Genomic DNA, 13,005 nt, shown 5'->3' with positions numbered 1-13,005 from the left:
CACGCCCGCGCAAGCAACCTGCGACCGTTCAGGTCCCGAGGCGAGAGAGCCGGGCACGAATCGTCTTGCCGGCACCGGGGCCCGGGGTGACAGTCAGGTCGGTGGTGAGACGGCGGACCATGTGCCAGCCGAAGCCGCCGCTGCCACCGTTCAGGTCGGGTGCACGCTCGCACGGGGGCACCGGGCTGGGGTCACTGATCGCGGCGGTCATCGCGTCCGTCGTGGCGGACAGTTCGAGGGAGTACCGGCCGCCACCATGACGCAGCGCGTTCGTGGCGAGTTCGGAGACCACCAGGACGAGAGTGTCGACCGTGTCGGAGTCCGGGGCCGGGACGAGGCCGCAGGCGAATCCGCGGGCGGCCTCGCGAGCCCGGTGGATACTTTCGGTGTTGCCGCCCCGCACCATCCGTGGCGCAGAGGACGTAGATGGCGTGGAGGGCGCAGCACCGATGGTGATCTTCGAGCCGTTCACGTCTATTTCACCCCGCTCCTTGTCGATTGTTCCGCTTTACGGTGACAGGCAGCTTGCCCTCCCTTTCCAGCCCCACACGTCCCGGCGCAGCTCTCCGGCATCGTTCGGCAACGGAACACCGTCATTCGGCACACAGAAAATCTGTCACAGGGGATGACATTGCGGATTCCGGCAAAGACCGGCCCCTCAAGGCGGTCACCACATGGCGCTCCCCTCGGCACGAGAACCGGTCTAGGGATTCCACGGCCCAGGTCGCCGGCCGCCGACAGCGAGACGGCCTCATCCGTTCACACATGACAGTTGGCAAGCGACGACCGGACCGATAAGTCCCATATTGTCAGGGGTGCATCGCGTGATGCGCGCTTGCGCGTACTGTGCGGATCGATAATATTTAGCCTCCGACAATTATTGTTCGGCAGAGGAGGCACCCGTCCTCCGCACCTACTCGACTCCGACTCGTGACGGTGTGCTGGGCGTCGCGAGTGAGGAGCATCTGGTGAGCAGTAGTGAGACCGCCACGCGAGAGCGCGTGAGCAACGCGCTCAACGAGCGCGCCGACAAGATCGCCGACCGGTGGGTACAGCTGCAGCTCCAACGCAGCGAGGCCGGATCCGGGATCAGTGAAGCGGAGTTGCATGAGGAGGCGGACACCGTTGTCGCCGCCCTCTCATCGAGTCTGGCCGGCGGTCTGCCGGTGGAGCGCGTGGTGACAGCGCATCCCGAGTTGCACCGTGCGATCACCGAGCTTTCGCTGCGCCGCGCGCGAGGAGGGGCCTCACCCACCGACACGTCCCTCGCGGTCCTGACTCTCAAGGAAGCCTTGCTGGAGTCGGTGCAGGAGTCGGTGCGGGCCTCTGACGACGTGCTCGCCGTCGCACTGCTGATCAACAGGCTGCTGGACGCCGCCGGCGCACTCTCGTTCAACACCTACGTCGAGGGCCGGGAGGAGATCATCGGGCGGCAGAGCCGGCAGTTGCTGGAGCTGTCGACTCCCGTGGTTCGTCTGTGGCGTCACGTGCTCGCCGTACCGCTGATCGGGACCCTTGACACCGCACGCACCCAGGTGGTCATGGAGAACCTGCTGCAGGGGATCCAGGATCATGAAGCGCTCGTCGCGATCATCGACATCACCGCTGTTCCCACGGTGGACACGGCAGTCGCGCAGCACCTGATGCAGACGGTCAACGCGGTGCGGCTGATGGGTGCCGACTGCGTCATCAGCGGGATCCGGCCCCCCATCGCGGTGACCATCGCCCAGCTCGGCATCGATCTCTCCTCCATCCTCACCCGGTCCACCCTCGCCGACGCCCTGTCCGTCGCCATCAAGATCACCGAAGGTGATCAGCTGAAGGCCGAATCATCGGCGGTGCGATGAACGCCCGGCCCGTGGCAGGTGTGCCCATACTTCGGCTGGGCGACGTACTGGTCACCGGGCTCCTTGACGAACTCGACGACAAGGCCGCCCTGGCCTTCACCGACGAGCTCACCCAGCGCATCACGGCGGAAGGCGCAAGCGGTGTCCTCATCGACATCTCCCGGCTGGAGATCATCGACTCCTTCGTCGCCCGGACTCTCATGGAACTCACCACCATGGCAAGGCTCCTCGGAGCCCGGGTCATCGTGGCAGGCATGCTCCCTCCGGTGGCGATCACCCTGGTGGAACTGGGTCTGCGCCTGAACGGGGTCGAGACCGCGCTCAACGCCGAACGGGGCATGGCTTTGCTCGGATGGCGACAAAACCGACAGCTCCCCGAGGGGGCAACCAGTGCTGCGCTCCGCTGAACCTTCCCCGTCCTCCGGAACCGTCCCCCGCCCCGATCCAGGGCCGGGCGAGCCGAACTCCTACCCGGTGCGTACGGAAGAGGACCTGCTGGCGGCCCGTCACGCCGTTCGCGCGGCGACCCTGGCCCTCGGGTTCGGCATCGTCGACCAGACGCGCATCGTCACCGCCGCGAGCGAGCTCGTCCGCAACGCCTACATCCACGGCGGGGGCGGCACCCTTACCCTCACCTTGCTCGATCGTCCGGGCGCACGGGGCCTGCAGTTCGTCATCAGCGATGAAGGGCCGGGGATCCAGGACGTCCAGCAGGCCCTCACCGACGGCTACACCACGGGGGCCGGTCTCGGCCATGGGCTGGGCGGGGCACGACGGCTGATGGACGACTTCCGTATCGACTCGGCACCGGCCCGGGGCACCACCGTCACCGCCACCCGATGGACGACCCCGTGACACCGGCACCCACCACGCCGACTGTCCAGATCCGTGTCGACCACCACAGCTCCGTCCAGCTTGCCGCGGAAGCCGCCCGCTCAGTAGCCGAGTTGTGCGGTCTGAGCGGTTCTCTGCCCGACCAGGCCGCCGTGCTGGCGTCGGAACTCGCCGGCAACCTTGCCAAGCACGCCACCGGCGGCTCGGTTTATCTGCAGCCGCTCCTCCTCGGAGGCGGAATAGAGATTCTCGCCGCCGATCGCGGGCCGGGCATCGACGACCTCTCCCTCGCCCTCACCGACGGTTACAGCACCACCGCGACCCTCGGCGCCGGCCTGGGAGCCGTCCGTCGCATCGCCACGGACTTCACCATTCGCACCGAGCCAGGCACCGCAACCCTCGCCTGTGCCCGGCTCACCGATGCCGACCATCGGCCGAAGGCCCATCAGGAACTCGGATCCATCTGTCTCCCCATCGACGGTGAACAGCTCTGCGGCGACGCGTGCGCCTCGGCGGACACCGCGGGTTACCGCACGGCCTTCGTCGTGGACGGCCTCGGACACGGCCCAGAGGCATCGGAGGCGGCACAAGCCGCCCTGCGGGTGTTCCACCGCGCGCCTGACCGCGCGCTCCATGACATGCTCTTCTCCGTCCACCGCGCGCTACGCCACACCCGCGGTGCCGCAGTCGGCATAATCCGGCTGCACCACGACCGGACCGAGTACTGCGGCGTCGGCAACGTCCGCGCCCTGGTCGTGACTCCGGAGACCGCCCACCACGGGGCGACCGGCCTGCCCGGTGTCGTCGGGTGGAACATGCCGACCCCTCGCACACACACCCTGCCCACCGGTCCGGGAGCCATGGCTGTGCTGCACTCCGACGGGATCCACCCGCGATGGGCCCACGCCCCCTCGCGCTTCCTGCTCCGACTGCCCCCCGCCCTGCTCGCAGCAGCAGTGGCTCACACTCACCGTTCGACGCGTGACGACGCGACCCTCCTTGCCGCCCGGGCACCCGGCGGCCGTTTTGTCTGACACCTTCCGGACGCTGCGCTCCTTGCGCCGCGCCCTGCGTCAGTTGGCCGACGCCTACGCCCTCCCCCTCGAAGTGCGAGCACGGCTCGTTCTCTCGATCAGCAGCGTCGCCGGCCGCGAACTGCGGGCCGGACGCACGGTCAGGCTCGAATCCGTCTGTCAGCCAGGCTCCAAGGATCAGCCGACGCTTCTCTCCGTCAGTCTGGTGTCCCCGGCGTCGCGGCGCCCGCTGCCGTTGGCCGGGCTCCCTCTTGCCGCGCAGGCAGTCTGCGACACCACGGCCACCTGGCACGTGCCTGCCCCGGAAGGAACCGAGACGCCCCCCGACGAATGCGCCACGCCTGCAGTGCATCGATCGGAGAGCGAAGAGCTGGAACAGGAACTACGGGCCTCGCTCGCACGCGTGGACGCCTTCACCGCCGAGCACCGCATCCTCAAGCACGAGCTGGCCGAAACCAACAGCGGCGTACTCGCCCTGTACATCCAGCTCGAAGAGCGTGACGAGCAACTGCGCCAGGCACATGGGCAGATGCTGCAGGAAATGGAGAAGGCTCTTCGCCCCCCTCCCCTGGCGGTGGACGGCCTGGAACTCGCCGTCCACTACGAGCCTGCCCACACGCACGACCCCACCGGGGGAGACCTCTACGACTGGTTCCACCTGCCCGACGGCACCGTCCACATCACGGTCGTCGACGCCCTCGGCCACGGAGTCACCAGCACCCGAAGCGCCCTGAACGTGACCCACGCCGTGCGGACCCTGGCACTGGACGGGCACCCGCTGGCCGCGATCATCGAGCGGGCCGACGAGATTCTCACGCCTCTGGACGGCGAGCTCATGGCCACCGTGCTCCTGGCGCGGATCAACCCGGCGACGGGTGAACTCTGCCTGGCCAACGGCAGCCACCCTCCGGCGCTCCTCGTCCGCCCGGACGGCCGAGCAGACTTCCTCAACGCGCGGGGGCGCGGCGTTGGCTACCCGCTGTCCGGCAGCGACAAGGTGCTGCGGACACGGATGGAACCGGACGATCTGCTCGTGCTGTACACCGACGGCCTCACCGAGAGCCGCCGCAATCCGATCGAGGGTGAAGCGCGCCTCATCGACTCGGCCCGGAAGCGGTCGCGGGACGCGACGGCTTCCATCCCCGGAGCCGTCGCGAGGGATATGCGCACGGTCGTACTGCACCCGGACGACACGCTCGCCCTCGTCGTTCGCATGGGCCGGCCCGGGACATGACCAGTGCGTCGATGTCACCGCCCGACGGCCGATGACATGTCCCCGACGACCCGTCACCGAGTACGTGGCGATCACCGGACCGGCCGGAAGGGCCGTTCGGCCTGCGGACTCGAGTGATGGGCATGGCCCGGCCCGGCCCCGCGGAAGCTGTGCTCAGCCGCACTCCTCGACGAGCTGCTCCTCTGCATACGGGAGGGGCTCGGCGACGGCTTCGCAGAGGGCGGCGAGTCCGGTGGCCAGGGCGTCACGCGTGGCGGGGGTCATCCGGTTCATCGCCTGACGGAGAGCTCGCTCACGGCGTCGCCGGATTTCGCGCAGGTGCGCGGTGCCCGCCTCGGTGAGCGTCAGCTGCATCTCCCGGCGGTCCCCGGGGCGGGGAGTCCTGCGGAGGAATCCGGCTGCCTGGAGGCGGTCGCACAGGCGCGTGGCCGTGGGAGCGGCCACCGCCAGGCGGCGACGAAGGGTGCTGAGATTGATGCCGGGCTCGCGTTCGATGACGTACATCACACGAATCTGTGCCGGGGAGACAGGGGCGGTGCTCAGGACGTCCCGGCCCCGCTCCCAGGCGATCTCAAGGAGCTCAAGGACATGACCGACCTCAGGCAGGGCGGTGGGGGCCTGCTGGTGGAGAGCCATGGGGTCCTCGCGCATGTGACACTCCCGTGTGAGCATTTTGTGCTCGATCCGGCTGGTCGTTATGAGAAGTCGCATGAATGAAGATATGTCAAGGAAGGCAAGGTCCGGTACCGGTGGACAGACCCAGCGCGGTTGAGCGCCTGTTGCGCGAGGCTGCACCCCATGAGGTATTCGACGTGGTCCGCTCGGTGATCGAGCAGCGACACGGCGCGGTGGCGGTCGACCTCCTGATGGCCGACTATGCCATGACGCAGCTGCAGCCCGTCGGCATCCTCCCGCACACCCATCATTCGCTGCCGGTCCACGACACTGCCCCGGGTCGCGCCTTCAACGCCCAGGAAGCGCACTGTGTGACCGACGTCGCCTCCTCCACCGTCACGGTGCATCTGCCTGTCAGCGTCCGCGGTGACAGGCTCGGCGTGCTCAGTGTGCAGTTGCCCGGAGACGAGAGCGACGTCGGCCCCGGAATTCTGGCGGACCTCGCACAGTGCGCGGCCGCACTGGCCCACGAGATCGCCGTCGCAGAGCGGGACACCGACCTCTTCCTGCAGGCCCGCCGCGCAGAACGGCTCACCCTGGCTGCCGAGATGCAGTGGCAGCTCCTGCCCGGGCGCTCTTGCTCGCGGCCCGAGTACAGCCTCGGCGCGCAGCTGGAGCCCGCTTACGCGATCTTCGGTGACAGCTTCGACTGGTCGTCGTCCGCCGACGACCTCATCGTGACGGTCAGTAACGGCATGGGTGAGGGCATCGACGCGGCCCTGCTCACGAACCTTGCGATCAACGCCCTGCGCAACGCCCGCCGCGCCGGGCTGAACCTCGCCGACCAGGCATACCTGGCCGACCAGGCCGTCTACGGCCAGCACCGCGGCCGACGGTTTCTGTCCACCCTTCTGCTCCGCTTCTGCCTTCCGACCGGAGACGTGGAGATCATCGACGCCGGCTCGCCCCGCATCTGGCGGCTTCGCCGGGATGTGGTCGAGGCCGTCGAACTCGATGCGCAAATGCCGCTGGGGATGTTCGAGGACACGACGTACACGCCGCAGCGCTTCAAGGTCGAGCCCGGGGACCGGCTGCTGTTCATCAGTGACGGCGTCTACGACGCCCTCTCACCGGGGGGTGAGAAGTACGGCCAGCGGGCACTGGCCAGGGCAATCACCAGCACACGGCTGCTGCCCGCTTCCCAAGTACCCAGGACGATGCTGCAGGAGTTGCTGGGGCACCGCGGCTCCGGGCCGGCGGCGGACGACTCCCTGGTCGTATGCCTGGACTGGCGCGGCCGCCCGGGCACCGCCTGACACAGCCCGAACCAGGTTTCGGGAATCGAGCAGCATCCGATGGCGAGGATCATGGAGAAGTTCAAGGTCATCCCCGCGCCTTCAGGGCCAGGACGTGCCCCGGGTCACCGGAACGCTCTCCACTCTCCCGAGGTGGCCGTTGAGCGGGACACAGAATCCGGCTGCGTCCCGCTCGATCCCGCTCGACCGGGGGTGGTGCAGCGCTCGCGGCACCACCTTTCCAGGACCTCGCCGGGTTCCCGGCTCCACGATCAGAGCGCCACGAAGGGCTCCCTCGGCCTCGCGTTCCACTGACGACCGCGCCCAAAGCACTCGCTCAGTTGCGGCTTCACACACATGGGCAGCGACGCCTGGCGGGGCAGAGCAGGATCCAGGTCGACCACCCTCACGAAAACCCAGCTGATCGACCTGGTCGCGCCGTAGAAGCGGGGTCAGCCCGCCCCGCCGTCCAGCAGCCTGCTGTAGCGCAGCCGCATCGCCCGCTCCGTGCTGGCCGCCACGGTGACGAGTCCGAGCACGGCGTTGCCCCAGCCCGGCAGAGTGGCGGGCGAGGTGAAGGTCCCGACGTACTGGGCGAGGCCCTCCGGGTCCCGGGTGACCTGTTCGACGAGCTGAAGGACAAGGAGGACCAGGCCGATGACGAGCACCATCACCGAGAGGGAGCCGATCGAGCGGCTCAGCGCGGGGTGCGCGCGGTCGAGGCGCGCGCGGCGTCCCTCGGCGGAGGCGGTGTCCGGGACGAGCTGGAACTCGGCGCCCCCGGCGGTGACGTAGTGGCAGCGCTTGAGCCCGAAACTGCTCGTCCTCACTTCGACGGTGCCGCCCGGGACGGGGAAGACGGCGGGGACTCTGGACTCGGCGTGATGCCTGCCATCGAGGTACAGGTGGGCCTTGACGTGGCCGTTCGACGACTGCCTTTGATGCCTTACGTCGACGGTGCAGACCGTCTGCCGGCCGTCGTCACCTGTCAGCCGAAGATGGAACAGTGCGCGGGTAAGCATCTGCCACCAGCGGAAACGCTTCAACGGTCGCCCGTCCCCGGGCTTGACCCGCTGCACGGCCCGACGATGTCGCCACTCCTTGAACATGTCTCCGCTCCCGCTACTCACTCGGCTCCGCCGCGCAGGCGAGGTCCCGCGACGGGCGCTGCCCGGTGGTCAGGAACGTCGTCACCGCGTCGTTCGCGCACGTGTTGGGGCCGAACGGATAGACGCCGTGCCCGCCTTGGTCGGCCGTCACCATCGTGGCCCGCTTCCCGAACGCCCGCCGCAGCTCCTGGGCGCCGGCCAGCGGGGTCCCCGGGTCGCGCTCGTTCTGCACCATGAGCACGTTCGACGGGCCCCGATCCCCGATGCGCACCGGCGGCTCGACCCGCTTGTCCGGCCAGAACGCGCACGGTCCGATGCCTGCGGCGGACGCCGAGCATCGGGTACCTCACCCGATCGACCGCGACATTGCGCTGATACTCCCGGACCGTCCCCGGCCAGCGCGCATCCCCGCAGATCACATACCACCTGGCCGCCATGGAGTTCTCCATTCCGTCCATCGCCGGTGGGGTGTCGGGCGGCAGCGGACGGTCCTTGTCGAGCGCCTGCCACATCGCGGCCACCAGGGGCATGGACGCGTCGCTGTAGAGGCGGTCGAAGGTGAGCCCTCGGAACAGGGTCGCGTCCATGCCCTGAACCGGCTTCGCCTCCAGCCGCTTCGCGAGCTCGAAGAACTTCGCGGTCACCTGATCCGGTGTGGTGCCCAGGCCGTACTCGGGGTGCGCCGCGGCGAACGCCGCGAAGTCCGGGAACCGTTCCTCCATCCCCCGGGCGAGCAACCGCGTGGCCGTGACGTCGTACCCGCCGGGGCCCAGGTTGCTGTCCAGCACGATCCGGTCGCCGTGCTTCGGGAACATCGTCGTGTACACCGCGCCGAGGTAACTGCCGTAGGACCCACCGAGGTACGAGAGCTTCGGCTCGCCCAGTGCCGCCCGGATCCGGTCCATGTCACGCGCGGTGTTCGCGGTGGTGGTGTGCGGCAGCATCCACGCCGTCCGCGAGGTGGCACACTGCCCGGCGACGGTCCGGGCGTTCCCCGCCTCCCGCGCGACATCGGCCGCGGTGTGCGCGTACGGCGGCAGGTTGCCGCGGTTGCGCTGTGCCTGCGTCAGGTCGCAGGTCACCGGCGTGCTCCGGCCGGTGCCCCGCGGGTCGAAGCCGATCACGTCGTAGGAGTCCAGCACGTCCTGCGGCAGCCCTGAGGCGGCGAGAGCGACTGGGTAGCCGAGACCTGAGATCCCGGGACCGCCCGGGTTGGTCAGCAGCACACCGCGGCGCTGAGACGGCTTCTCGCTCGCCAGCCGGGAGATCGCGACGTCGATCTGCCGGCCATCGGGATTGCGGTAGTCCAACGGAACTTCGAGTGTCGCGCACTCGAGACGGGATGACGCGGCCTCACCGGGTGAAGCGGCGCTCTTCTCCGAGCACGGGCCCCACCGCACGGTGTCCGGCGTCGTCGCCGCCGTGCCGGGCGTCGCCACCGACACGTCCGGAAGCACGGTCAGCGCCACGGCGGCCGCCGTCACGGTGGTGGCGGCGAGGGTGAGGGGCAAGGTACTCCTGCGCATCTGATGTCCTCCTGAGGGGCGCACGGGGGCGCCGAAGCGGGCATGCTCGGGACAACCCCGCCGTCGGCCGTTCACGCGGACCAGCACGCCGATCCGGGCGGGGTCGCGGAGGCCGTGGGCGGCCAGGCTGAGTGCGTGGACGGCGCATGCTCTCCCCAGGGCACGCGGGCACACGTGCCGTAGCGGCGAGTCAGTCGTCCGGATGGGCGTCAGATCGTTTCTCGGTCGCGGATTCCAGCCAACCCTCCGGTCCGCTTGGTGGTCGGTTCCTTGCGGGTGTGTGCCCAGCCACCGGCCACCGTCGCGACGAGCGCGATGAGTCCGAGGAGGATCGTCTGGCCGGTGAGGCCCCCGGGGGCCCGGTCGAGGATGCCCCACAGCGGCTCGGAGGAGCCGTGGTCGAGCAGAGCGCGGATCATCCCTGGGGCGGCCAGGGCCGTGATCACCATGCCGACCGCCTCAAGGGCCGTATAGCCACCCTTGCGCATCGCGTTTCTCCGCCTGGTGTTCGGTTGTCTCGGCACATGGACGAGTCTGTCCGTACGGTGCGGCAGACACATCAGCTTTGTGGCTCGCCCCGCCTTCGACCGGAGGCGGGGTGGTGATTCGACTCCGGTCGGGGGCGCATCATCCCGGAGTCGGACTCACCGGGCGCACGGCTTCGCGACAATGGCCGGGTGAACACCGACGTAGCGCCACGGCTCGGGTGGTGGCAGCAGGCATGGCGGCTGGGTGCGGCTGCGGCAGTGGGGATACCGCTCTGGCTGTCCATCGGTGTGTTACTGCGGGGGCAGACGGACGAAACGGGCCCGTGGTTCGTCGTCGGTGATCCGCTGGTGGCTCTCGGCTGCCTGACGGCGCTTCTGTGGCGGCGGCGGTTCCCGCTCGCCGTCGCCATGACGGTCGTGATCGCCTCGACCGCGTCGGCACTCGCTTCCGGCGCCGCGTTTCTCGCGCTGGTCTCGATCTCCACACGTCGTCGTCCGGTGGAGATCGGGGTCGTCGCTCTGGCCTTGGTGACCGCGTCACAGTTCGCCGGCGGGTTCTACCCGGTCCAGAGCCCGCCCGGCCTGTTGTGGTACCAGCTCGCGTTCCCGGCACTGATCGCGGGCATCGCGGTGGCCATGGGCATCGCCATCGGGGGGCGGCGCGTCGAAGTGCGGTCCTTGCGAGACCGGGCGGAGAGCGCGGAAAGTGAGCAGACCGCACGAGCGGCGCAGGCACGTGCCCTGGAGCGGAACCGGATCGCCCGCGAGATGCACGACGTACTCGCACACCGGATCTCCCTGGTCGCCATGCAGGCCGGAGTGCTGGACCACCGCAGCGACCTCACCGCGGAGGAAGGCCGCGTGCTGGTCCGCGGTATCGCCGACGGCTCCCACCAGGCACTGGAAGAACTACGGGATGTCCTCGGTGTGCTCCGGGCCGACCCGGGCCGCCCGGAACCGCCCCAGCCCGCCCTCGACCGCGTCCCCGAACTGATAGCCGAAGCCCGCGCATCCGGACTGGACGTCACGCTCACCGGCACCGTGGCGGGAACACCGTCCGATGCCGTCGGACGCACCTGCTACCGGATCGTCCAGGAAGGACTGACCAACGCCGCAAAACACGCCCCAGGTGCGCACGTACACATCACCCTCGAAGGAACAGCCGGCGCCCACCTCAGCGTCAGCGTCCACAACTCCCCCGCCACCACGGCAACCTCACGACCACCGACGTCGGGATTCGGTCTGCTGGGCCTCACAGAACGCATCAGCCTCGCCGGCGGAGAACTCAGCCACCACCGCACACCCGACAACGGATACGTCCTCACCGCGCAGCTACCCTGGCCGAACCCCACCCACGAAAAGAGAGTATGAGTGGATACCGAGCGGGAGCGGGTGCGCGTCGTCATCGTCGACGACGACCGGCTGGTACGGATGGCGCTGAGGCTCGTCATCGACGCCGAACCGGACCTGACCGTCGTCGCGGAAGCGGTCGACGGGGACGACGCGATCACCGTGGTGAACGAGCAGCGGCCGGACGTCGTTCTGATGGACGTGCGGATGCCCGGCCGCGACGGTCTCAGCGCGACCCGGGAACTCCTCACCCGACCGGCGCCGCCGCGGGTGCTCATGCTGACCACATTCGACTCCGACGATCTGGTACTCGGCGCGCTGCACGCCGGAGCACTCGGGTTCGTCCTCAAGGACACCCGACCGGCACGGATTCTCGACGCGGTGCGGACCGTCGCGGACGGCAACTCCGTGCTGTCTCCAGCGGTTACGGCACGGGTGATCGCCGCAGCCACCAGCCCGCAGTCCTCCTACGCTCGCGACTCGTCCCGCGAAGCCGCGCGGAAACAGCTGTCCGCACTGACCGAACGAGAACTCGAAACTGCTCGGGCCGTCGCGGACGGACTGGGCAACCCGGAGATCGCCGAGCGGCTGTGCATCAGCGTCGCGACCGTCAAGGCGCACGTAAGCAACCTGTTCGCCAAACTGGGGGTCGACAACCGGGTGCAGATCGCACTCCTGGTACGTGACTCGGAGGAATGACCAGCCTCGCGCAGAGGGAGGTCGACGCTGCTCCGAGAGGGCGGGGCCGGGGCGCCGCCGCCGGCCAGGTAGGGCTCCAAGATCCTGCGTGGCGTGGGCGGATCCGCACGGCCGTGCGGGGCCGGACGGCCTCGACCGCGGCCGAGGACGTGTCGCCGTTCAGACGAAGGCGTAGGAGCAACCACATCCCTCCCACCGGACCCGGCACCACAAAAGCCCAGTTCACAGCAGTGCAAGGCATACCCTGACGGCCCGAAGCCCCCGCGTTCGCCACACCACCGCGAGGCGAACGCCACACGCAGGTCTCGGCAACGACGCCGGCCCCTGTGACCGCAGAGCCCGCGGGTCGCCCTCCACCGAGGTGGCCGGGTCAGCCCGGTCGACGCTCCCGATCAATAGACGGGCACCGTGACCTTTCGACGCACGTCGAATCGATTGGATGCCCAAGCCACTGGTGCCAGCCTGATCTCGGCAACTGCAGGACCCGGCCGTCCGATATCAGGAGACCTCATGATCTTCGTCAACATCACCACAACCGACCTCGAGCGCAGCAAGGCCTTCTACACGGCGCTCGGCTGCGCCATCAACCCGATGTTCACCGACGAGAACGCCGCGTGCGTCGTCTGGGACGGGAACACGAACTTCATGGTCCTCACTCACGGGCACTTCTCGCAGTTCACCGACAAGCAGATCGCCGACCCGCACACGGTCGCCCAGGTGCTGCTGTCACTCTCGCGCGACTCGCGGGACCACGTCGACGGGACCGTCGACGCCGGTGTCGCCGCGGGCGGCCGTGAGCCGCGCCCCGCGCAGGACCACGGGTTCATGTATGGGCGCTCCCTCGAGGACCCGGACGGCAACGTCCTTGAGTTCCTCTACATGGAGCCCCAGGCAGCCCAGCAGGGTCCGGAGGCGTACGTCGCCGAGCACGGCGCGGGACCGGACCTCGTTCCCGGGCGGTAACCCCCATGCCG

13 protein-coding genes and 1 pseudogene are annotated in these 13,005 nt (G+C 69.1%); 9 read left to right on the top strand and 5 right to left on the bottom strand.

The annotated features are described in order from the left end of the window. Window positions 1–28: 28 nt before the first annotated feature. Complete coding sequence (locus tag ACIRJR_RS11820) at window positions 29–472, bottom strand: ATP-binding protein (protein WP_403777620.1); 444 nt, start codon at window positions 470–472, stop codon at window positions 29–31. A gap of 496 nt (window positions 473–968) precedes the next feature. Between ACIRJR_RS11820 and ACIRJR_RS11815 the strand changes: the two genes are divergently transcribed. From ACIRJR_RS11815 to ACIRJR_RS11795, 5 genes are all read left to right on the top strand, one after another. Beyond that, window positions 969–1,847, top strand: coding sequence for an STAS domain-containing protein (locus ACIRJR_RS11815; RefSeq protein ID WP_403777617.1), 879 nt, complete (start codon window positions 969–971; stop codon window positions 1,845–1,847). Next, complete coding sequence (locus ACIRJR_RS11810; protein ID WP_403777614.1) at window positions 1,844–2,254, top strand: STAS domain-containing protein; 411 nt, start codon at window positions 1,844–1,846, stop codon at window positions 2,252–2,254. Before ACIRJR_RS11815 ends, ACIRJR_RS11810 begins: the two co-directional genes overlap by 4 nt. A 67-nt stretch (window positions 2,255–2,321) precedes the next feature. Then, window positions 2,322–2,702: an ATP-binding protein gene (locus tag ACIRJR_RS11805; RefSeq protein WP_403777611.1), complete on the top strand. Its 381-nt coding sequence runs from the start codon at window positions 2,322–2,324 to the stop codon at window positions 2,700–2,702. Then, a complete protein-coding gene (locus ACIRJR_RS11800) occupies window positions 2,699–3,715 on the top strand; it encodes a SpoIIE family protein phosphatase (protein ID WP_403777608.1) in 1,017 nt (338 codons plus the stop codon). The genes ACIRJR_RS11805 and ACIRJR_RS11800 overlap by 4 nt, the downstream gene beginning before the upstream one ends. Next, the gene (locus ACIRJR_RS11795) at window positions 3,708–4,949 is read left to right on the top strand and encodes a PP2C family protein-serine/threonine phosphatase (protein WP_403777605.1); all 1,242 of its coding nucleotides are present in this window, start codon (window positions 3,708–3,710) and stop codon (window positions 4,947–4,949) included. The genes ACIRJR_RS11800 and ACIRJR_RS11795 overlap by 8 nt, the downstream gene beginning before the upstream one ends. A 153-nt stretch (window positions 4,950–5,102) precedes the next feature. Here the strand turns inward: ACIRJR_RS11795 and ACIRJR_RS11790 are convergent, their stop codons facing one another. Further along, the gene (locus tag ACIRJR_RS11790; RefSeq protein ID WP_403777602.1) at window positions 5,103–5,600 is read right to left on the bottom strand and encodes a MarR family winged helix-turn-helix transcriptional regulator; all 498 of its coding nucleotides are present in this window, start codon (window positions 5,598–5,600) and stop codon (window positions 5,103–5,105) included. A 98-nt stretch (window positions 5,601–5,698) separates the two neighbouring features. Between ACIRJR_RS11790 and ACIRJR_RS11785 the strand changes: the two genes are divergently transcribed. Beyond that, entirely contained in the window at window positions 5,699–6,880 is a 1,182-nt protein-coding gene (locus ACIRJR_RS11785; RefSeq protein ID WP_403777599.1) for a PP2C family protein-serine/threonine phosphatase, read from the top strand. Window positions 6,881–7,311: 431 nt separating this feature from the next. Here ACIRJR_RS11785 and ACIRJR_RS11780 read toward each other — a convergent pair whose 3' ends face one another. The 3 genes and pseudogenes from ACIRJR_RS11780 to ACIRJR_RS11770 all read right to left on the bottom strand — a co-directional run bounded on the left by ACIRJR_RS11780 (window position 7,312) and on the right by ACIRJR_RS11770 (window position 9,982). Next, window positions 7,312–7,968: a hypothetical protein gene (locus ACIRJR_RS11780; protein WP_403777596.1), complete on the bottom strand. Its 657-nt coding sequence runs from the start codon at window positions 7,966–7,968 to the stop codon at window positions 7,312–7,314. 13 nt (window positions 7,969–7,981) lie between these two features. After that, a pseudogene (locus ACIRJR_RS11775) lies at window positions 7,982–9,494 on the bottom strand (alpha/beta hydrolase). Window positions 9,495–9,703: 209 nt separating this feature from the next. Beyond that, a complete protein-coding gene (locus ACIRJR_RS11770) occupies window positions 9,704–9,982 on the bottom strand; it encodes a hypothetical protein (protein ID WP_403777593.1) in 279 nt (92 codons plus the stop codon). Window positions 9,983–10,171: 189 nt separating this feature from the next. Between ACIRJR_RS11770 and ACIRJR_RS11765 the strand changes: the two genes are divergently transcribed. From ACIRJR_RS11765 to ACIRJR_RS11755, 3 genes are all read left to right on the top strand, one after another. Continuing rightward, on the top strand, window positions 10,172–11,353 hold the full coding sequence (locus tag ACIRJR_RS11765; protein WP_403777590.1) for a sensor histidine kinase: 1,182 nt from the start codon (window positions 10,172–10,174) through the stop codon (window positions 11,351–11,353). Continuing rightward, window positions 11,354–12,031 (top strand): response regulator, encoded by a 678-nt coding sequence (locus ACIRJR_RS11760; RefSeq protein ID WP_403777587.1) that lies wholly within the window; start codon window positions 11,354–11,356, stop codon window positions 12,029–12,031. Between the two features lie 510 nt (window positions 12,032–12,541). Further along, complete coding sequence (locus tag ACIRJR_RS11755) at window positions 12,542–12,994, top strand: VOC family protein (RefSeq protein WP_403777584.1); 453 nt, start codon at window positions 12,542–12,544, stop codon at window positions 12,992–12,994. Window positions 12,995–13,005: the final 11 nt, after the last annotated feature.

It is taken from the genome of Streptomyces sp. NPDC102402 (genome assembly GCF_044765765.1).
Classification (GTDB): domain Bacteria; phylum Actinomycetota; class Actinomycetes; order Streptomycetales; family Streptomycetaceae; genus Streptomyces.
This window is presented reverse-complemented; position numbering and strand designations above follow the sequence as displayed.